Raw genomic sequence first — 21,219 nt, 5'->3', positions numbered from 1 at the left:
TCTGCCTAACCGACAATCCAACTTTACTGATTTTACAAAGTCCAAATTAGCATAAGAAAACCGGCCCTCGGGCCGGTTCGTCGCGGAAGAACTCCGTCGGCATGCGACGCAGGCGACTCAATTCATAAGCACAACGGCCACTGGCACTGCAATGCCCTCAGCTTTCTGAACGGTGCTCACCCCAAGGGTTTCTGCCACCTTCTGTGCAGTGGCCAGATCAGCGTCGTTCTGATACCACACCACGCTTTGGGAGGGAAGCTGCATACCGTTCGGATTGCTGGGCGCCACGTTCGTGAAGCCAGCGCCCTGCAGTCGCTGCGCCTCCTGGGCGGCGTATCCATTGGTGGCAGTGCCGTTGATCACACTGATCGAAGCATCGAGATTGACTTTCTGCTCGGGCGTCTGCTCTTCGTTCGGGCTCTGAGACGGCGACTCACTAGGCTGCGATGGCGACGGCGATTCCGACGCAGAGGCGCTGGCACTCTGTGAGGGGGATTCGCTCTCACTGGCACTCGTCGACGACGGCATGGTGGTCGTGGTTGCACTGGTGGATGCCACCACGGTCTCTCGATCGCCATGTTTGAACATGTTCGCAGCCTCCCCGGAGAACGCGCTCCAGAACAACACACCAACGGCGGCGGCCACGACAATCACGATCGCATAGGGGGTCAGACGCACTGGCCAGGAACGACGGCCATTGTGGACGCCGACCGGGCCGGTCGGCGGATTATCGAAGGAATCCTTCGGATACGACTCATACTTATGGTCATCGTTGCGAGCCATGGCCGTCCCTTCCCGTGCGCAATGCAAACAAGTGTCGGCTCCAATATACCAAGTCGGGGTATACCAAGTCGGAGTCACAAGGGCCATCGCACACGAATACCGGCAGCCGACGTCTATACGCCGCGGCCCCATTCGCGCAAGAATCCTAGAGTTGCACGGGCGGGCTAGAGTGGAGGCATGACCGAAATCAAACCTCTTGAGGAACTCATGGATCCGGGGTGGGCCGAGGCGCTGCGCCCGGTGGAACCGCAAATTCGCCATATGGGGCGTCTGTTGCGTGAACGTATCGGGCATGGCGAACATATCGCCCCCGCCAGTCGGAACATACTGCGCGCCTTCACCATTCCCTTCGACTCCATCCGTGTACTCATCGTGGGTCAAGACCCCTACCCCACTTCAGGCTACGCAGTGGGATTGAGCTTCTCAGTGGCGCCAAACGTCCACCCGCTGCCGAAGAGTCTTGTCAACATATTCAAGGAGCTTGAGGATGATCTGCACGTGCCGCCACCCTGCAACGGCGACCTCACTCCTTGGACCCACCGGGGGGTGGAATTGCTCAACCGCTGCCTCACCGTCACGATTGGCAGGCCGAACAGCCACCAGAGCCTGGGCTGGGAACCTGTGACCGATTGCGCTGTGCGTGCACTCAACAACCGTGTCGATGAGCACGGCAAGCCAAAGCCGCTGGTAGCGATTCTCTGGGGGCGTAACGCCCAGACCCTGGAGCCGTTGCTGACGAATGCCGCCATCATCAAATCCGCACACCCCAGCCCGCTGTCGGCATCGCGCGGTTTCTTCGGATCACATCCCTTCTCCCGCGCGAACGCGGCACTCAAGCAGATGGGAGCCGAACCGGTCGACTGGTCGCTGCCATCGTCCGATTGCCCTGCACGGTAATAGCTGGAGGCACATGAAGGCGAGCACACTGCACGGCTGCGTCGTGTGCCCATTGCACGGCCATGCATTACACTAACCAACTGAAACAGAACAGCATACGAAACGCTCAAACATAGTAGGTGGCACATGCCTTTCTTCTCCCCCTCCCAACCGACCACGCCTCCGCCAGCCCCCTCCACCCTCCAGTCTCCAACCGTCCCGATCTCAAGAAACGATACGGAACGGGCCGGCCGGTTGGTCAACAGCATCCGTTCGCGATTCGCGCAGACGCTTGTCGGCCAGACCAATCTACGAGAATCCCTGATCACCACCTTGGTGGCAGGAGGTCATATTCTCATAGAATCTGTGCCCGGCCTGGCGAAGACGACCGCCGCGCAGACATTGGCCACCTCCGTCTCCGGTTCGTTCAAACGCGTGCAGTGCACGCCGGACCTCATGCCTTCGGACCTTGTGGGAACGCAGGTGTTCGATTTCTCCACCCAACACTTCACCACGCAAATCGGACCGATCCATGCCAATTTCGTGTTGCTCGACGAAATCAACCGAGCCAATGCGAAAACTCAGTCCGCCATGCTGGAGGCCATGGCCGAGGGTGCCACCACCATTGGAGGTCAACGAATCGAACTTCCCAAACCGTTCATGGTGATCGCCACTCAGAACCCCATCGAAGAGGAGGGCACATTCAATCTGCCTGAGGCGCAGATGGATCGCTTCATGATGAAGGCGATCATGACCTATCCCAGCGCCGACGAGGAACAGCGCATGCTGGGGCTGCTGATCAATCGTGGATCGGATGCCATCGATCCGACGAAACTCCCCCGCGATGTCATTTCTATTCAAGATGTCGACTGGCTGCGTGAGACCGCGCGCCGCGTGCATGTCTCCGATGCGATCATGCAGTATGCGGCTGCACTCTCCGAGACCTCTCGTGGCGCCGGACCAAAACCCATTCAGGGCCTTTCCTCCCTGGTGCGTCTCGGAGCCTCCCCCCGCGCCTCGATTGCATTGGTACGCATTGCACAGGCTTCGGCATTGATGGCAGGCAGGGATTATGTGATTCCGGAGGATGTGAAGGGCTTCGCGCACGAAGTGTTCCGTCACCGCATCCTGCTCACGTTCGAGGCGCTCGCCGACGGCGTGACCAGCGATCAGATTGTCGACCAGATTGTTCAGGTGGTGCCCGTTCCATGATCGGCACCAATCATGATGCCGATCGATCGGATCCGATCCGGCGTAAGATCGAGATGCTCGGCACATCGTTGAGTCTGCCCACCGTGCGCCGCGCCATGGGCATCCTCGAGGGGGAGCATGCTTCCGCACGACGTGGTGGCAATGACGACCTGCTGGACATTCGTGCCTATGAGGTGGGCGATGAAGCGCGGCAGATTGATTGGAAGATCAGCGCGCGAAATGGCAGGGCGATGATTGCGCAGCGCGAGCGTCTCTCCAGTACCCGTGTGTACCTGCTGCTGGACGCAGGCGTGGAGATGACCGAGGTGTGCCCTTCAGACGAGATGGCGTATCGCATTGCAGCCAATGCCTTATGCATGTTCGCGGCGCTGAGCCTGCGGCGTAGCGACGAGGTGTCGCTCGTCTTCGGTGACTCCTCGAACATCACCCGGGTGCCGTTCCATGGAGGTCTGGCCCAATTCGAGCACACACTCGACAAGGCTCTTGACCGGAACTGGCTCTTCCCGCGCAATATCGACGCACTGCTCGACTATGCCGCGCATATTCGCGACCGTGAGGCGCTCATTGTGCTCGCCACCGACGATCATGCCCTCGACGACACGCATATGCGCGCAATCCGGCGAATCACACAGACGCATCCGCTGGTATTGATCAATGTGGGCACGGTTAATCCGTTCTCAAACGATCCCATTCCCTCCATGCCGCATGCGCCCCTTGTCGACGGTGCGACCGGCAGGAGGATTCCCGCGTTTCTGCGCAACACGAAAGCGGCGCAGGAACTGGACACCCACAGGGCCTACTTGTTGCAGGCGCTTGACCGGGAACTGTCTCGCTGTGGATCGCGTATGATTCATGCCTCGTCGAGCGAGGGGATGTTCCACGCATTCGTGCGACTTCTCTCCCTTTCCCATGCATCGGTCTTCACGCCCGTCACGATTCCCGAAGGAACTGCGAACGCATAAATGATTGTGGCAATAGACACCCAGAACCTCCATCCGCGCGGAGCCATCGCCATCACGCAATCGCTCTGGATTGCACTGATCTGCGCCATCGTGCTGGCGTTGATCCTCATTGTGGCATGCTGCGTACTGTCAGGCCCTCGACGTCGCCCGGAAACCGCCAGGTCGCAAGATGAGGAGACTCTTCCCAAGGAGGAGTGGGCCGCGCGGGTGAACCAGGTGGTCGCTCGGTATGACGCTCAGGACATCACGCGAGACGAGGCCTTCGCGCAGCTGGCCGCGATTGCGCGCGATTTCGCATCGAATATGTCGGGACGACGCATGCAGGCGAACACGTTGACTGATCTACGCCGTCTGCGCCGCACCGGCGTCGCCGGCAACTGGGATCTGCTCCGACAGACGATCGCCGCGCTGTATCCGCCGGAGTTCGCGCAAGCCGAGCATCCACAAGCGCGTGGCGTCAGCGTGAGGCAGGCGGCCGACTGGGTGCTCGACCTGATTGAGAGGTGGCAATGATGCTTCGTTGGCAATGGCCGTGGGCATTGGTGGCCGCACTGCTGATCGCCGCCCTGGTATGCCTGATGATCGTCATGGTATCGTCACATCGGCGCGCCGACCACGATGAAGCGAAAATCTACGGTGTGCAGGATGATCTTGAGACCGAGCATGCCGGTGCGCTGATGCGCGTCTGGCGCCGTCTGAATCGCATCGCCGTGGCATTGCTCGTTTGTGCGCTTGTCCTCTCCTGCATTCTCGTAGGCAGGCCTGCGCATGTGGATGCACAGGACGAGCGATCATCGAACCGCGACATCATCCTGTGTCTCGACGTCTCTGGATCCACGCTTCCCTACGATCATCAGGTGCTCTCCACATATTTGGATCTGCTGCAGCATTTCAAGGGTGAGCGCATAGGCCTGAGCATTTTCAACTCATCGTCGCGTACGGTGTTCCCGCTCACCGATGACTACGCGATGGTGACCGAGCAACTCACGCAGGCGAACGACATGCTCAAAGGCGTGCAGACCCAAGACGATATCGATAAGATGAGCGACGAACAGTACCAGCAGATTGCCGACTGGCTTGAGGGCACACAGAACCGCAAGAACGCCACTTCGCTCATTGGAGATGGATTGGTGGGCTGTGCCGCAATGCTTCCCGGATTCGCCTATTCGAAGGCCGACACTGCGCAATCTCGGTCGCGGGAGGCATCGATTGTGCTGGCCACCGACAATGTGGTCTCGGGCTCCCCCACCTATTCGCTGGCTCAGGCGCTTGATCTCACCTCCCAAGCCGGCATCAATGTGGACGGTCTGTATTCGGGACCGCAATCCAGTGAGGGTGACGCCACAACCAACGAGATGCGCCAACTCATCGAGCGGCATGGTGGTCTGTTCCTCACCCAGTCGAACAGCGCGTCGATCGATGAATTGGTGCGTGAGATAGACGGTCGTCGTTCACATGAGGCACAGGCCCAATCACAGACTGCCCTGACGGACGCCCCGGGATGGTGGACTCTCACTGTGGCGATTCTGCTTGCGGGCTGGTTGGCTATGGCGTGGAGGTTGAAGCGATGAGTACGTTCGGCTTTGCACCGGCCCTCGGCTGGAGCGGCGGCTCCCTTGTGGCCGCGGCGATGGTGGCATGCGCTGTGACGTGTGTCGTGCTGCATGCACGTCGCGGCGCCGATGGTACCGATGAGACACTCTGGTCGTGCGTAAGGCGTGTGCTGGCATGCGTCATCGTGGCGCTCATGGCCTTCACACCAAGCATGATGACCAAGACCACCAGCCGTGCCATCAGCACCACGGATGTGGTCATTGTCTCGGACATCACGCCGTCGATGGGTGTGCAGGATGCCCGCTATGGCTCCAAGTCCGACCTTTCCCGCCTCGAAGCGGCGAAGTCCGCCATTGCAGACATCGTCGGGGATTACCCGAATTCGAGTTTCTCCGCAGTATCCGTTGGGGCATCGGGAGCGGTGGATGTGCCGCTGACGCCCGACACCCGTGCCATCACGAATTGGGCGCAGTCCCTTGATACCGAGGACTCCTCGAGTTCCAGCGGTTCATCGCTTGATGTGGTGATCGATCCGTTGCTGCGTGCACTCAAATCGATTCGCGACGCCCACCCAGACGATCGCATTGTGTTGTACGTCATCACGGATGGGGAACAGACTGTGCAGAACACACGCCGCACATTCTCGTCGCTGCGCCACTATATTGACGATGCCTGCGTGATCGGCGTCGGCTCCACCACCGGTGGCCGGATACCTTCGAAGACTGCAGGTCAATGGGTCACCGATCCCTCTACGGGCCAGCCCGGCGTATCGATCATGGATGAAGGACAGATTCGGTCGCTGGCCGACGAGCTCAGTGGCAAAGTGGTGATCACCTCGGCGAACGACACGGTGGCGAGCGCACAGATCGCGCAACAGGCCGGGCGCTGGCGTGAAGACGACACGCAGAAGGAGCGTACGCGCATCAATCCGATTGTCTGGCCACTGGCCATTGCATTGGCTGCGTTGCTGGCATGGGAGCTGGGCACATGGATCGCCACTTCGAGGAGGCTTCTATGAGCGGGAACATATCCGGGCGCCTGGATCGCGACACGGCGAGCAGGTCTTTCACGAAACGCTCGCCTCTCGGCGTGCGCATCATGCTTGCGGCATTCGCCGTCCTGGCCATTGCATTCGCCGTATTGGCCGGCGTGAACATCGACGCACAACGTCAGTATGATGCCGCGACTCAAACGCTCACCGAGAATCTTGAGACCGCGTCCCGCAACGACGCCGATCTCAAGCAACTGATGACCTCACAACACGAGCTGGACGCACGATTCGCCAGTATCACCGGAACATCGGCGGTGCTGCTGCCGCAGATCAGCGAGAGCACCACTTATAACGCGCAGGTTTCGAAACAGCTGACCGACTTGGTGCAACAACAGGTCGACGCCGATGCCGCGAAGAACGACAGCCAGCAGTCGGGGCAGCACGGTGAGCAGCCTAAATCACTCGACTCGCTCACCGAAGAACAGCGCAAGCAAGTGGAGGAGTTGCTGCGCAGCAACGAAGAGCTGGGCAAATCCGAGGATTCCACGAACGAATCGAATGGCGGCCAAGGCGAGAGGGAAAACAATAGCCCCTCTCGCCCGTCGAATGTGAAACCGTGGTAAACCACGACGGTGAATGGCTATGCAGTGTTGCACTGTGGATAGTTTCCGGAGTCAATGCATTCACGCCGTTCACTGACCACAATCGTCGATTCAGTTGGATTCATAGTCGACTACGGTGTGCAATGGAATCATGATCGGTTCCAATTCAGCGTTCAACGCCACGTCGGGCACCACGACGCAGTGCGTATGTGCGGGCAATGCACAGGAATGCATCGCATTGCTCGTGCCATTGGTGCGCGGTTCGTTCCATGCGCTTGATGGCCTGATGGCCGCGTGCCGGTCCGATACAGGAACATGGAGCGGCCGTGCCGCCGAATTGTTCCATGAAAGGCTGCAGGCCATGGAACCACGAGCATCTGCATGCATGCAAACGCTGCAGATGCTCGACGGATTGCTCTCGGCAATGTAGGGGCTGCCATGACGAAGATGGTGAGATCATCCATTCATGGTGGCGCTCAGTATGCCACTGCCACGCTCGACCTCGTTCACGGCATCTGCTCACGGTTGGGGGCCTGCGCCGCCGATTTGAAGGCACAGGCCATCGCCTTGTCGAACGCCAGAATGCGTGTTGCCGTGCTGCGCACCTCAACTCTTCAATGGTGTCCGGAACAGAACGGCATGGCGGCATTGCGAGCTCCCGTCTGTGAATCAAGTGGATTCGGTCGTTCCCTCCATGTCCATGTCGAGTACCTTCGCCTGACGGACCACGCTGAATCCGCCGGATTACAGCTGCATGCGCTGGCCGTCCAATGCGAGAGAATCGCCGATGTATTGGCGCGTGCATACGGCCTGTATTCCGAGGCCGAAACCAAAAGCCGCATGGCCACTAATAGGGCACTGCAATGGGCCGCACGGGTGGCACCTGCGACAATGGCGAAATTCATCATTGCACAGGCTCTGGGCGGATGGCTATACGGTGTGGTCACTGAGGGCAATTTCTCGGCAGCCCATGCCTTGAATGCCATCTCATGGCAGCAGGAGGGGCTGATGCGTGCGGCCGGCGCAGCCATAGGCCTGCATGACGGTCAATCACCGGTGCCGTCAGGAGCATATGCCATCGCGGGAATCTCATCGCGAGCAACGAATCTGATTCAAGGTGATGCGCTGACCGTCGAATCCGTGGATCCCCATGAACCATCCGTCGCCCCTGTGTCGGACATGGGCGGTGCACTAGCGAATCTGCGAAGGCTCTCGGCAGCGAACGCGGACAGCGCGCATGGTGAATATGCAACCATCGCCATCTCACGGTATATGGATGCCGATGGCCGGCGTTCCTGGCTGGTGACCATTCCGGGAACCGACGGCAACTTCGACTCCCCCTTGGGATGGGAGCAGAATGTGGAGCTCATGAGCGCCAATGCCATGCAACGACGTAACGCAGACAGCGCACGTATGGTCGTCGGAGCCATGCGGCAGGCGGGTATCGGCCGCGATGAGCGCGTGGCGTTGATCGGTCATTCTCAGGGCGGCATCATCGCGGCAACGCTGGCCAGCGATTATGCCGATGAGTATCGCATCGAACATATCGTGACCGCCGGCTCCCCCATCGCCAACCATCCGATGGGCAAGGGGACATGGGTGACCAGCATCGAGATGGAAGACGAACTGGTTGCCGCGTTGGACGGCGAGGTGAATCCTCGGAGCGAGCAGTGGCTCACCATTCGAGGCGAGGTGCGCAATGTGGCCGACGGGTCACCTGCCGATGCGAATGGCGCCGTGGATGACGGCACCGCCGCCATGACCGCCGTCGATCAATCCCATCAGGGGAAATACGAACTCACACACGACCTCGCCTACCATACCGCCGCCTATGAGAATGCGCTGTCGCTGGGGTCCGAGGCGCTTGCGAACCATGACAGCCATTTCATGGCGACCATTCGCGGCGACTATATGGAGACCACCTACTGGCGCGGCCGCATGAAACACGGCAAGCACGGCATCGAGATGGATGACACGCACACGCAGTGAAAATGGACATACACCATCCATGGCTCAAGGGCTTGGTTTAGGGTGGAACCATGAACCTTTCCGAGATCTCACCAGCCATCGCCCTCACCCCTCTGGATGGGCGCTATCATGCCCAGACCGCCGCTCTGGTGGAATACTTGAGCGAACCGGCACTGAACCGCGAACGCATGCGCGTGGAAGTCGAATGGATGATTATGCTCGCCAACGGCTTCGCCGGAAACGACTGGAAGCCGATTGTCAACGGCGTCAAGCCGCTCACCGAACAGGAACAGGCATTCCTGCGTTCCATCCCCGAGGAGTTCGGGGCACAGGGCATTGCCAGGCATGCCGCGCATGAATCCGTTACCCACCATGATGTGAAGGCTGTCGAATATTACATCGACGACTATCTGGATAGCGCGGAGCAGGTGCTCGGTGCCCCCACCCAGCTCACCGACCTGAAAACTCTCGTGCATTTCGCCTGCACCAGCGAGGACATTAACAACCTCTCCATCGCACGCTGCGTGAAAAATGCAATCGAACACGTATGGCTACCGGGCGCGGATGCCATTGTCAGCCTGCTGGCTCAGCGTGCCGAGGAGTTCAAGGACATGCCGTTGCTCTCCCTCACGCACGGGCAGCCGGCCACACCGACCACACTCGGCAAGGAGCTCGCCGTCTACGTGTACCGGCTTGGGCGCCAGCTCAAGCATGTTCGTGAGCAGGAATACCTGGGCAAGATCAATGGCGCCACCGGCACTTTCGGTGCGCATCTGGCCGCATTGCCGAATGTCGACTGGGTCGCCGTCTCACATGAATTCGTGGAGAACCGCATGGGCCTGACCTGGAACCCGCTCACCACCCAGATCGAATCGCATGACTGGCAGGCGGAGCTGTTCGACACGATCTCGCACACCAATCGCATCATGCACAATCTGTGTGTGGACACATGGATGTACATCTCCCGTGGCGTGTTCGCCCAGGTACCGGTGAAGGGCGCAACCGGTTCGTCCACGATGCCCCACAAGGTGAACCCGATCCGTTTCGAGAACGCGGAAGCCAACTTCGAAATCTCCTGCTCGCTGCTCGACACGTTGGCGGCCACGCTTGTGGAGTCCCGTTGGCAGCGCGATCTGACCGACTCCACCACGCAGCGCAACATCGGCTCAGCATTGGGGTATTCGGTGCTGGCGCACAACAACCTGCTCGGCGGCCTCAAGTCGGTTCATCCGAACACGCAGGTGATGGATCGCGAGCTCGATGAGAACTGGGAGGTGCTGGGCGAGCCGATCCAGACCGCCATGCGCGCCCAGGAGCTGGCCGGCCGCTCCGGCATGGAACGCCCCTACGAGAAGGTGAAGGAGCTCATGCGCGGCCACTCCATCTCGCAGGCCGATGTCGAGAGCTTCATCGATTCGCTTGACTTCGACGACGAGACCGCAGCCCGTCTCAAGGCTTTGACGCCGGCCACCTATGTGGGCCTTGCATCGATGCTGGTCGGTTACGATCGCCCTTAGTCCTTTTTCAATCCATCGCGTAGAATATACGTGCTGATGTGCGATGCTCATGCTTGGGCCTTTCACCCGGGCATGGGCATTCTATATGAAGGACTGATATGACAACGCCCAATTCGTCCGGCTCAGGTCGGGTGCCCTCCGATCAGACGGATGTGCAACAACCGTCCATCGAGAAGACCCCCGAGCATGCACTGGCAAGTAGGTTCCCCAACGTGAAGGTCAACGATGTGGCACCGAAGCGCAACCACGTGACCAGCGATCTGCTGCACGCAGGTGCGGCTCTCGTATTCGGGATTCTGGTGATCCTGGTCGCCGTCTATCTCCATGGGCTCACCACCGGCGTCGAAGATGACGCCCATTCCGCCAGTCAGGCATTCGACTGGCTTGTCGACCTGCCATCGTCGTTGCTGCAACAGCTCATTGTGATTTCCATCGTGGTAGGGGTGCTCATCCAATTGGTGCTCAACCGGGAATGGCTTCAGTCCGCCTGCTCGGTCGGCGCGCTGCTCATCGGCTTCCTTGTCTGCTGGGGTGTCTCCGAACTGCTCTCCTACCACAGCAGCGCCATGCTCATCAACACATTGCTGTCGAGTGGCACCCGTGTAGGGCCCTCTCTGTTGCCCGACTTCTACGCCGCCATAGCTTCATTCCTCACGGTCGCAGGTCCCCGTGACACCCGGTCGTCGGTGAAGTGGAGCTGGAATATACTCCTCGCCGGCGCCGTGATCTTCATCATGACCTCGTGGAGCTCGTTGCCTGGTGTGCTGGTGGCCATTTGCATCGGTCGCATGGTGGGACTGTCCATCCGTTTCGGCGTGGGCACGAAGAACTCGGGAGCATGGGGATATCAGATCGTGCAGGCGCTGAGCTCAATAGGCTTGCATCCGGCCGTCCTTGACCGACGCCCCGAGGCATCCGACCATGCACCGATGCTTGCGGACGACCTGACCGACCATTCCCGACTCTACGATCTGACTGATGAGAGTGGCGTGCACTATGTGGTGTCGGTGCTTGACAACCAAATGCAGATCACCGGCTATTTCTCACAGCTGTGGCAGCTCATTCGGCTCAGCGGCGTCGCGGTGCGCCATGATCGCTCCGCCGTGAGCGCCACGCATCACCACTATTCCATGCTGCTGGGGCTGCGTGACATAGATCTGACCTGTGCAAGACCCTATGGTGTCTGCGACTACGGTGAATCCTCCATAGTCGTGTTCGAACACCGCGAGACCATTCACGCCGTGGATTGCGAGGAGCTCGACGATACCGAAGTGCTCTCGCTTATGAACTATCTGCAGCATGCGCATCAGCGTGGCTTCACTCACCGCCAGATCACGGCGGACACCATTGCGCGCTCCGCCAATGGAGATATGGTGATTGCCGGCTGGCAGAATGGCGATTACGCGTCCGCCACCACGAACATCACGCTCGACAAAGTGCAGCTGCTCACCTTGTTCAGCACGATGCTCGGCATTGAACGCACCGTCTCGCTCGCACGCCGTGCCTGGGGCGAATCGACACTCATCTCGTTGATTCCGTTTGTGCAGAAGGCCGCCGTCCCCACCGCCACCCGGCAGATGGAAGGCTGGAACAAGCAGATCGTCGAGGATCTGCGCACCGCACTCAGTAAACTGGCCCCTGAAGAAGTGGCAGAATCGATGGAGCAGGTGACGCTCACGCGATTCAATGCGCGATCGTTCTTCGGTCTTGTGTTGCTGGTGATCGCCGTCTACGTGATGCTGACCCAGATGCGGCCGGACGAGATGATTCGCGCCGTGAAGCAGGCGAATCTCTGGTGGGCATTCGTTGTCATGCTGTTCGGCTTCCTCGCATGGGTGGGTTCGGCCATGGCCCTCGGCGCCTTCATGGACAGGGACCGCCGTCGGCCTTTCGGTTTGCTCTGCTCGCAGATTGCCGCCGGATTCACTGCGGTGTCGATGCCTGCCGGCATCGGCCCGGCCTTTGTGAACCTCCAGTACCTGCGCAAGAGCGGCTACCGCAATACGACCGCCACTGCCATCATGAGCGCCGTGCTCGCCGTGCAGGGGGTGATCACAGTGGTCCTGCTGCTGCTCATTGGCATTTTCACCGGCCGTAACACCCTTTCCGGCATGATTCCCACGAACACACTGATTCTCACTATCGCGGTCGTCGCCCTAGTGATCAGCGTGATTATGGCGATCCCCTCGGTGCGCAGGAAGATCGCCGACAAGTATCTTCCCCTGGTGAAGTCATATGCCAGATCGTTGTTGGAAACGCTCACGCAGCCGCGTAAGCTGCTCGGTTCGGTGGCCGGCTCCCTCATTCTGAATCTCTCCACAGGCTTCGGCTTCTGGGCGGCGCTCATGGCGTTTGGATTCAACATGAACCCCATCGAGACGACGTTCATCTTCCTGCTGGCGAATACACTTGGTTCAGCGGTGCCCACACCGGGTGGCCTCGGTGCCGTCGAGGCCGCGCTGTCGGTGGCGTTCAGCGCCGTCGGGGTCCCCGCCGCATTGGCGTTATCAGCCACATTGCTCTACCGTATCGTGTTCTACTGGTTGCGTATTCCGTTGGGTGCGTTGGCTATGAAGTGGCTGGATAAGCACAATCTGATCTGATTTGTTTCATTTTGTAAGCTTTTGATGCCCAGAACGTGGCCAAATGCGAAAAAATCGAGGGAAATCGTTGCAAACACGCGGATTTGACCGAATCTTGAGGTAAGATGCTTCTTGAACATGTGGTTATCCGCAATGAGGATTACCCCTGACAAAGAAGGACGCTTCTATGGCATACAATAAGTCTGATCTCGTTGCAAAGATCTCCCAGAAGTCCGGTCTCACCAAGGCTCAGGCTGAGGCTGCCGTCAATGCTTTCCGCGATGTCTTCATCGAAGCCATGAAGAACGGCGAAGGCCTCAAGCTCACCGGTCTGCTCTCCGCAGAGCGTGTCAAGCGCGCCGCCCGCACCGGCCGCAATCCTCGTACCGGTGAGACCATTGAGATCCCGGCCACCTATGGTGTTCGCATCTCCGCTGGCTCCCTGCTGAAGAAGGCAGTGAGCGAGTGATTCGCAGCCTACGCTAGAAAATGACCCGACCAGTGACGGCCGGGTTTTTTCATGTCAGACCGCCTCGGAACCCATGCTCAGACGGGCGCTTCATCGCCATCCTCTCGCGAATCACGCAATTCGCCCATGAGTTCGTCATATTGCTTGGTCGGCTCGTCGCGGAACGGATCGAGCAGCACCGCCTCCATATGCACCGGACGCACAAGCTTCAGCGTCGTCCAATCGCAGTCGTAGACGGCATCGGTGTGCGATGCCGCCGCCACGAAACGTCCACGCAGCACGGCACGCGTATGAGAGGGTGGCGTGGACACGGCATCGCGAATCTGATCCGCATCCACCAAGGTGCGCATCAGGCCATGCGCGCACAACGACGGGTAGAGCCTGCCGTTGGCGATGTCGTGATAGTCCAGGTCAAGCTGGCGTAATCTGGCCGGTGTGACGGTGCCGCGCAGCCGCAACCGAGTGAAGAACATCTGCTTGGATGCCCAATCGATCACATGCGACAGCGTCTCGATGTCATTGGCCGCCAATCTGTCGAGGATCCACCGCCATTGGCCCACAATCCATTCGACATTGCACTGCGCGTCATACCGCAACGACGCACCCAACGCATCACCATGGTGTGCGGAGAAGGTCTCGACCTGCTCCAGCATCCGCTGCTGCAGTTCCAGTGCGGTGGTCGAACACCCCGATGCCAGTGCGATGCGGGCATGCGGCCCGTCGGCGTTGATGGCGTGGTTCGCGGCGATCGGATCCGCGAGCGCGAATGCCTCGAGCCCACCATCACATCCGCTGCGTGCTGCATGCTCCATCATGCACAGCACGAGATGCGTGGTGGCGCATTTCATAAGGGTGGCCCACTGGGAACGATTGGAGTCGCCTATGATCACATGGAGACGCCGGTAGTCCTCGGGGTTGGCGTGCGGCTCGTCACGGGTGTTGATCATGGGGCGCGACCGTGTGGTGGCGCTGGAGACTGTCTCGTCCACAAATGCCGCACGTTGGGTGAACAGGAGACGTTCACCGTCGAACTTGCCGGCCCCGGTGTAGATCTGCCGGGTGATGAGGAATGGCAGCAACACATGCTGTATCATGTCCAGATTCACAAAACGGCGCACGAGGTAGTTCTCATGGCAACCGAATGAATGACCGGCACTGTCGGCGTTGTTCTTGTACAGATGCAAGGTCGCACGCCGATTCCGCGCGTCGGATTCCCGCAGCCTCCGCTGGGCGTCAAGCCCCATCGAACGCATGATCTGCTCCCCCGCCAGATCGCTCAGCAACGCATCCGAGGGGCATATCGCCTCGGCGGTCGCATACTCCGGATGGGATCCCACATCGAGGTACAGACGTGAGCCGTTCTCCACGTAGGTGTTGGTGGAACGGGCCCTGCGCACGACGGGCTGGAACATGGTCATCGCCACATGACTGGCGTCCATGGGTTCCGGAATATCGGTGACGCTCACACCGTATTCGGTCTCAATGCCGAAGATGCGCGCGAAATCATGCCTATGCGTCTGGTCTGACGGCTGTATCGCCCTGCTGCCACTGTCGTGCAGCTGTGGCATCACTCGCCGCCTTTCTGCACGAAGCTGTTCACATATTCCTCGGCGTTCGTCTCGAGAACGGTTTCGATGTCGTCGAGAATCGCATCGAGATCGTCAGCCTGCTCCTGTGCGAGCATGGCCGCCGCGGAAAGACCCTGGGCCGTTCCCTGGGTCTGGTCGTCATCATGCCGCTGTGTCTCGGCGGGGATCTGATGGTGTTCGGATGCAGATGGCATTGCTCCCCCAATCTGGTGTGGATTCCAATATCGACGTCGGATGTGCCCTGTGCCACATGTGCTGTTCAAGGTGGCTCAGGATTTGAGATCACTGTTGTCCCGCTGGCTTCTGCTCGTGATGATGGTAGGATTCCCCGCAATCGGAGTTGATGAGGTAGGGCTGTAGCTCCTGTATGATCTGCCCGTTGGTGGCCACGAGATCGTTCTGGCTGCGCCAGTGGATGAGCCCGCCCTCCCATGTGCTCAACTGCCCTTGGGCCTCCCAGAGCACCACGGCGGCGGCTGAGATGGCCGGCACGTCACGTTCATGCAGATGCGGTTCGAAATATGCGTCATAGGTACCATCGGCCACTTTGCACACATCGAGCGAGACGGGCCCGATCCGTTTGATGTCGGCGGGCTTGCCGGCGAGGCTCGCGACCACATTGAGGGCATGTTGTGCCTCCTGTGGCACATACGACATGCCGAAGCTCACGATGGAGCCATCGAGGTGGCTGATTGTGGATGGCATGATCTTCTCGCGCTTCTCCCCCACCGGCGTATTGCGCATACGAATCGCGCCCTGCTGTCGGGCGGCCAAATAGGTGAGGTTCAGTGCCGGCGCGTGAATCACCCCCAGGATCGGCTGGGCCGATCCGAACTCATTGAATTCGAACAGCGAGATGGTCACGCTCCATTCGGCCATGCTGCGCGAATAGTTGATCACGCCATCGACACCGCCCACGCACCAGTACCGGTCTCCGGGCGCCCATTCGTCGGTGCGGTCCTCCCAACGGCCTTTGAACGGATCGATGTAGGTGAGACGATTGTAGATGAACTGCGACAGGCGGTCGTCCACCTTGAGCCCGCGTGAGTAGTCACGCTGCACCGTGTTCAGCGTCACCAGATCCTTCGGCATGAGCTGGTCCTTGAGCGCATGCTTGCCGGCATCCTCGGCGATGCGGCTCACCTGCACTGCGAGCTCCCGTAATCCGGCCTGCATACCAATGCCTCCTGTGACCTTATGTCTTGGAAAAATCTGTTCCAAGACTAGCAAATAATCTGTGAGTATTCTGAAAAACTCGCCCTATGCGAGCGCGCTGGATACAGCGGATGCACGACCTACGAATGTTCACAGATGCCGCCGAGACTCCTGATGAGCTGCGCCGCGCTGGACGCCTCCTCCACCTGCCGTTCGGTGTCATCTTTGGTGAACCGCGTGGGATCGCGCATGTCGAGCGTCCAGGAATCACCGGCTCCATCGGCAACGGTGGTGATTCGGGTCCAGGAGATCGCACGCAATTCATCGGGGAACCTGTACAGTATCGCGGCACGGAGCCATGCGCGCGTGTCCGCCGGGGCATCGGTCGCCGCCGCGGCTATACGCTCATCCGTCACCACACGCTCGGCACGGGAGCGCACCTTGGCGAACACCGCCTCGTTCTCGGGAGCGAGTGAAGCCCATCGCAATTCGAGCGCGCGCACCTGTGGATTGTCCCAGCTCGAGGCGGAGGATGCGCCGCAACCGGCGATGCGTCGGCGCATGCGTTCGAGCAGCTGCCATTTGAGCAGCCATTCCAGTCGAGAGGCCTGCGCGGTCATCGTCATTCGGGTGTCGTCGTCGGCATGGCGCACCTCGGCCACGTCGATCAATGCCTGACGCCACATCGCCATGACCGAGCGGGTCTGCGAATCCGGCCATACCGGCTCCCCGAGCGAATCAGTGCCGTACACGATCGACGCCACCTCATAGACGAGCCCGTGCAGCGACACCTGCAGCTGCCACGCCGTGCTCGAACCTCCATCGGCCAAAGCGAGTGGTTCGTCGAAGGTCAGGTCGTGCGACACCGTGTGCATGGCGGCGACCGGGTCGAGAAGCGAAAGGGAACGCAACTCGTCCGTCAGGTCGTAATCCAATGCAGATGCCTGCTCGGCCACCCACAGCAGCATGCTTGTCGTACCGAGCTTCAACACGTCCGGCACTTCCAGGCGGTTAGCATCGCCCACGATCACATGGAGTCTGCGCATCTCGTCAGGCGCATGCGACTCGTCGCGGGTGTTCACGATCGGCCTGTCGAAAGTGGTTTGCAAACCCACTTTCATATGGAAGTAATCGGCACGCTGACTCAACTGGTAGCCTGCCCGTTCGCCACGCTCGCCGAGCCCCACGCGTCCAGAGCCCGTGTAGATTTGCCGGGTGGCGAAATGGACCAGCATGAGCACAGTCACTACATCGAAGTCCACATCGCGACGCAGCAGATAATTCTCATGGCTCCCCCACGCAGCGCCCTTGCCATCCGCATTATTGCGGAACACCTCGAACTGATGCCGCTCAGTGCTCGCGGATTGGGCGGCCCGGCGCATAAGCAGATCGCCGGCGAAATCATAGGCCACGGCCTCAAACGGATCGCGCGTCTCCGGCGCGGAGTATTCGGGATGCGCATGATCCACGTACATGCGCCCTCCATTGGCTGCGAAGGCGTTCGTGATATTGCGTTGCGGTTCGTCGGTAAGCATGTCGGGACGTGCAGCAGCGCGGGGCATCGTCATACCCCGCATATCATGCACCGGATCCTCCTGCCGGTAGTCCCAACGAATATGCCTCGTCTCCTCATCGCCTGCATGGGCAATCACATCGAATGACGACTGCACCGGGTTGGCATGGGGATCCTGCCGTACCGACACGGCATACTCGGTCTCCGTCCCCATCACTCTGCGCACGCTCATTCACTCCGCTCCTCTCACGACATGTTCCATGCCAACGGCACATTTCGAACACATTCCATTCCATCGAGACACGCTGCCGGGATCAGACGCCGTCGGCCGCCAACGTCAACGCGTTGATTCTGAGCCATTGCCCCGGATCCGTCTCGTTGATCGTGGAGCGGTTCTGTTCGTATTCATCGTCAATGGCCTCATGGATCCGCGCTTCGGTGATGCCTTGCGGTTCATCGTCCCCGCTCGTCGACCCATGGAGGATTTCGGCCTTCACCGCCTTGGTCTTCGCCCGGTCGACGATGTTGCGCAGCATCGCACCGCTGACGATGTCGGCCATGTAAATCCCACGCCGATGGCCCTGTTCATCGAGCATGGCAAGCAACCGGGATTCATCCCTGCGGAAAAGATCACGCACCAGCGAGGCCACCAGCGCATCCGCGTCCCTGCCGGGCTCAAGAGGCAGCGCATCGGTGAGGTAATGGCGGGTGATGGCCAGGGCGGCCGTCTCGTCCGGCCGTGTGACATGAATCTTGACGTCCAGACGTCCCGGACGCAATACCGCTGGATCGATCATGTCGATGCGATTCGAGGCACCGATCACCATCACGTCGTCCAGGCTCTCCACGCCGTCGAGCTCGGTGAGGAACTGCGGCACGATCGTCGTCTCCACATCACTGGAGACGCCTGTGCCTCGGGTGCGCAGCAGCGAATCCATCTCGTCGATGAACACGATGACGGGGCGTCCGGCACCCGACAGCTCCTTCGCCCGCTCGAAGATTCTGCGAATGAGGCGCTCAGACTCGCCTACGAACTTGTTGAGCAGCTCCGGTCCCTTCACCGACAGGAACACGCCGTCGTTACCACTGCCCGCGGCCAGCTCATGCGCGATGGCCTTGGCTATGAGCGTCTTGCCATTGCCTGGAGGCCCATACAGCAACACGCCCTTCGGCGCTTTCAGGTCGAACCGGGCGAAGAGGTCGCGATGCTGGAACGGCAACTGCACGGCATCGCGAATCCGTGCGATCTGCTCATCCAGACCTCCGATGTCGGCGAAGGAGACATCCGGGGTCTCCTCGAGAAGCAGATCCTGCGCCTGTTCCTGCGGCAGTACAGACAAAACATAGGTACCGGAGGGATCGATCACCACACGGTCGTCAACGTTGATCGGAGTTCGTGCCACCGCGCTCGCACGCATGACCACACCGCGATTGCCTCCGGCATCGGAGACGATGAGCTTGCCGTCGGCAAGGCTTTCCGAGACCGCACGCATCGGACCGGTAGTAGGTGTCTCGCAGGAATCGACAATCACCATGTTGGCATCGAGCAACACGCCTTGGCCGCTCCCCAACCGTGCGGGATTGACAGTCGGCGATAGCGGGACGATCTGGCGTCTGTTGCCATTGAGAATCTCCGCGCTTGCACGCCGCACACCATGCTCATCGGTGGAACAGCGATGCACGCGGACCATGGTCGCCATTGTCAATGGCGGTGCCATGAACTGCTCGAGCTGCGCCTTCGCCTTGCGAAGCTCCTCGGTGGCACGGGTGAGCGCTTTGGCGAGCGCGTGGTTGCGCTGCCGCAGCTGGTCGTTCTCATGCGCCGCCACAGCCTCGGGATTCACGGACTGCGAAGCCGCGTCCGTGTGCTTCTCCTGCCCCATACCCACCTTCGTTCAATCCGAATGTTCCGTATGCCATTGTAATGCACGGCCCCGCAAAGAAAAACGGGTCCGTGCAGGAGAGCACGAACCCGAACTGACTTCAGCGCCTAACGCGCATCGACAGTCTACTCATGAGATTGCGTCGAGCGACGTTCGCGTATCAGATTGCGAACCCACCGCCACGCAAAGAACACCAGCACCAGCGCGAACACCACGATGATCACATCTTCGAACACATTGAGCACACCGAGAATGGAGCACCACTGGTCGCCGAGCATGTAACCGGCGGTGACGAGCACTGTGTTCCAGATTGCCGAGCCGAGGAAGGTCCAGCCGGAGAACTTCACGAAGTTCATCTGGTTGAATCCGGCCGGAATCGAGATGAGCGAGCGAACAACGGGAATCACGCGTCCGATGAGCACCGACCAGGTGCCATACTTGTTGAACCATTCGTTTGCCTTGTTCACATCCTTGCGACTCACGCCCGGAATCCTATCGACTGCCTTGTGGATGCGGTGGAGACCAAACCAGCGTGCGATGCCGTACAGTGCCCAGGCGCCGAGCAGCGATCCCATTGTCGCCCATAGGATCGCACCGAACAGGCTCATGCTGCCACGGGCAGCGGTGAAACCGGCAAGCGGCAGAATGATCTCGCTGGGAATGGGAGGGAAGATTGATTCGAGGGCGATGGCCAAGGCCACGCCCACACCGCCCACATGTTCCATGAGAGAGACGAGCCACGCCGTCATGGCGCCAATCAGGCCATCGGAACTCGTGGCGCATTGCAGTTGGGCCTCAGCCAGGGTAACAGTAAAATGCATGTTTTGATTGTCCCAACGTTTTTCGACAATCAAAGGCATGAGCGCACCACTTTCGCAACATCTCGACGACACCGACACACTCGCTGGCCCATTACCCGCTCTCGGCATGCCGGGCCTGCTTGTGATGGATGTCGATTCCACGCTCATCGATGAAGAGGTGATCGACGAACTCGGCGAGGAGGCGGGTGTGGGCGACGAGATCGCGGCCATCACCGCGCGGGCGATGAACGGCGAGCTTGATTTCCGGCAGGCATTGGACGAACGTGTGGCGCTGCTGAGAGGAATGCCAGCACAGATCTTCGACCGCGTGTACGAACGGTTGCATTTCACCAATGGCGCACATGAACTCATCGACACGCTCCATGCGCATGGTTGGAAGGTGGGTGTCGTCTCAGGTGGCTTCCACGAAATCGTCGACAGGCTCGCAGTGGACGCGCATCTCGATTACCATATTGCGAACCGGCTGAGCGTGGATGCTCGCAACGGCATGCTCACCGGCGAAGTGGTCGGTGATGTCGTGACCAAGGAGGTCAAGCTCTCCCGGTTGCGGTCATGGGCTCAAGAGAACGACATCGCGCGCATCCAGACGGTTGCCGTGGGCGATGGCGCGAACGATCTGCCCATGATCGGCGCTGCCGGACTGGGCATCGCATTCTGCGCCAAACCCACTGTGCGCACGGCGGCCCCCCACACGATTGACGAGCGCGATCTTCGCAAGGTGCTTGATTTCCTGCAGTAGCAG

At 60.0% G+C, this 21,219-nt stretch carries 20 protein-coding genes; 13 read left to right on the top strand and 7 right to left on the bottom strand.

Annotated features, from left to right (window positions below):
- Positions 1–117 precede the first annotated feature (117 nt).
- Positions 118–783, bottom strand: a complete 666-nt coding sequence (locus BANAN_RS03290) for a LytR C-terminal domain-containing protein (protein WP_014697523.1) — start codon at positions 781–783, stop codon at positions 118–120.
- Between the two features lie 177 nt (positions 784–960).
- On the opposite strand from BANAN_RS03290, the gene BANAN_RS03285 reads away from it, so the two are divergent.
- The 12 genes from BANAN_RS03285 (at position 961) to BANAN_RS03230 (ending at position 13,516) form a co-directional block, all read left to right on the top strand.
- Positions 961–1,680: a uracil-DNA glycosylase gene (locus tag BANAN_RS03285; protein WP_014697522.1), complete on the top strand. Its 720-nt coding sequence runs from the start codon at positions 961–963 to the stop codon at positions 1,678–1,680.
- A 126-nt stretch (positions 1,681–1,806) separates the two neighbouring features.
- A complete protein-coding gene (locus tag BANAN_RS03280; RefSeq protein ID WP_041776978.1) occupies positions 1,807–2,871 on the top strand; it encodes an AAA family ATPase in 1,065 nt (354 codons plus the stop codon).
- On the top strand, positions 2,868–3,833 hold the full coding sequence (locus tag BANAN_RS03275) for a DUF58 domain-containing protein (RefSeq protein WP_014697520.1): 966 nt from the start codon (positions 2,868–2,870) through the stop codon (positions 3,831–3,833). The genes BANAN_RS03280 and BANAN_RS03275 overlap by 4 nt, the downstream gene beginning before the upstream one ends.
- Positions 3,834–4,346 carry a hypothetical protein gene (locus tag BANAN_RS03270; protein ID WP_014697519.1) on the top strand — a complete coding sequence of 171 codons (513 nt, stop codon included), beginning with the start codon at positions 3,834–3,836 and terminating at the stop codon, positions 4,344–4,346.
- Positions 4,343–5,404: a VWA domain-containing protein gene (locus tag BANAN_RS03265; protein ID WP_014697518.1), complete on the top strand. Its 1,062-nt coding sequence runs from the start codon at positions 4,343–4,345 to the stop codon at positions 5,402–5,404. The genes BANAN_RS03270 and BANAN_RS03265 overlap by 4 nt, the downstream gene beginning before the upstream one ends.
- Positions 5,401–6,405, top strand: a complete 1,005-nt coding sequence (locus tag BANAN_RS03260) for a vWA domain-containing protein (protein ID WP_014697517.1) — start codon at positions 5,401–5,403, stop codon at positions 6,403–6,405. Before BANAN_RS03265 ends, BANAN_RS03260 begins: the two co-directional genes overlap by 4 nt.
- Positions 6,402–7,001: a DUF6466 family protein gene (locus BANAN_RS03255; protein ID WP_014697516.1), complete on the top strand. Its 600-nt coding sequence runs from the start codon at positions 6,402–6,404 to the stop codon at positions 6,999–7,001. The genes BANAN_RS03260 and BANAN_RS03255 overlap by 4 nt, the downstream gene beginning before the upstream one ends.
- 130 nt (positions 7,002–7,131) lie before the next feature.
- Entirely contained in the window at positions 7,132–7,410 is a 279-nt protein-coding gene (locus BANAN_RS03250; RefSeq protein WP_014697515.1) for a hypothetical protein, read from the top strand.
- Positions 7,411–7,418: 8 nt separating this feature from the next.
- Entirely contained in the window at positions 7,419–8,969 is a 1,551-nt protein-coding gene (locus BANAN_RS03245) for a PGAP1-like alpha/beta domain-containing protein (protein WP_014697514.1), read from the top strand.
- Between the two features lie 50 nt (positions 8,970–9,019).
- On the top strand, positions 9,020–10,465 hold the full coding sequence (gene purB, locus BANAN_RS03240) for an adenylosuccinate lyase (protein WP_014697513.1): 1,446 nt from the start codon (positions 9,020–9,022) through the stop codon (positions 10,463–10,465).
- A gap of 98 nt (positions 10,466–10,563) precedes the next feature.
- A complete protein-coding gene (locus BANAN_RS03235; protein WP_014697512.1) occupies positions 10,564–13,068 on the top strand; it encodes a lysylphosphatidylglycerol synthase transmembrane domain-containing protein in 2,505 nt (834 codons plus the stop codon).
- Between the two features lie 166 nt (positions 13,069–13,234).
- Positions 13,235–13,516, top strand: a complete 282-nt coding sequence (locus BANAN_RS03230; RefSeq protein WP_004218914.1) for an HU family DNA-binding protein — start codon at positions 13,235–13,237, stop codon at positions 13,514–13,516.
- A gap of 77 nt (positions 13,517–13,593) precedes the next feature.
- On the opposite strand, the gene BANAN_RS03225 is transcribed toward BANAN_RS03230, so the two are convergent.
- From BANAN_RS03225 to BANAN_RS03200, 6 genes are all read right to left on the bottom strand, one after another.
- Positions 13,594–15,084 carry a proteasome accessory factor PafA2 family protein gene (locus BANAN_RS03225; RefSeq protein ID WP_014697511.1) on the bottom strand — a complete coding sequence of 497 codons (1,491 nt, stop codon included), beginning with the start codon at positions 15,082–15,084 and terminating at the stop codon, positions 13,594–13,596.
- Positions 15,084–15,299: a ubiquitin-like protein Pup gene (locus BANAN_RS03220; protein ID WP_014697510.1), complete on the bottom strand. Its 216-nt coding sequence runs from the start codon at positions 15,297–15,299 to the stop codon at positions 15,084–15,086. The genes BANAN_RS03225 and BANAN_RS03220 overlap by 1 nt, the downstream gene beginning before the upstream one ends.
- Before the next feature lie 88 nt (positions 15,300–15,387).
- Positions 15,388–16,281: an inositol monophosphatase family protein gene (locus BANAN_RS03215; RefSeq protein WP_014697509.1), complete on the bottom strand. Its 894-nt coding sequence runs from the start codon at positions 16,279–16,281 to the stop codon at positions 15,388–15,390.
- A 119-nt stretch (positions 16,282–16,400) separates the two neighbouring features.
- Positions 16,401–18,005, bottom strand: coding sequence for a depupylase/deamidase Dop (dop, locus tag BANAN_RS03210; protein ID WP_014697508.1), 1,605 nt, complete (start codon positions 18,003–18,005; stop codon positions 16,401–16,403).
- Positions 18,006–18,087: 82 nt separating this feature from the next.
- Positions 18,088–19,662, bottom strand: coding sequence for a proteasome ATPase (gene arc / locus BANAN_RS03205; RefSeq protein ID WP_394295946.1), 1,575 nt, complete (start codon positions 19,660–19,662; stop codon positions 18,088–18,090).
- A gap of 119 nt (positions 19,663–19,781) precedes the next feature.
- Positions 19,782–20,405 (bottom strand): DedA family protein, encoded by a 624-nt coding sequence (locus tag BANAN_RS03200; protein WP_014697506.1) that lies wholly within the window; start codon positions 20,403–20,405, stop codon positions 19,782–19,784.
- A 109-nt stretch (positions 20,406–20,514) separates the two neighbouring features.
- Here BANAN_RS03200 and serB point away from each other — a divergent pair, with 109 nt between their 5' ends.
- Positions 20,515–21,216: a phosphoserine phosphatase SerB gene (gene serB / locus BANAN_RS03195; RefSeq protein WP_014697505.1), complete on the top strand. Its 702-nt coding sequence runs from the start codon at positions 20,515–20,517 to the stop codon at positions 21,214–21,216.
- Positions 21,217–21,219 lie beyond the last annotated feature (3 nt).

The sequence above is a fragment of the Bifidobacterium animalis subsp. animalis ATCC 25527 genome (assembly GCF_000260715.1).
In the GTDB taxonomy this organism is placed as follows: Bacteria; Actinomycetota; Actinomycetes; order Actinomycetales; family Bifidobacteriaceae; genus Bifidobacterium; species Bifidobacterium animalis.
Note: the sequence above shows the minus strand (reverse complement) of the source record. Positions and strands in the feature narration are given on the sequence as shown.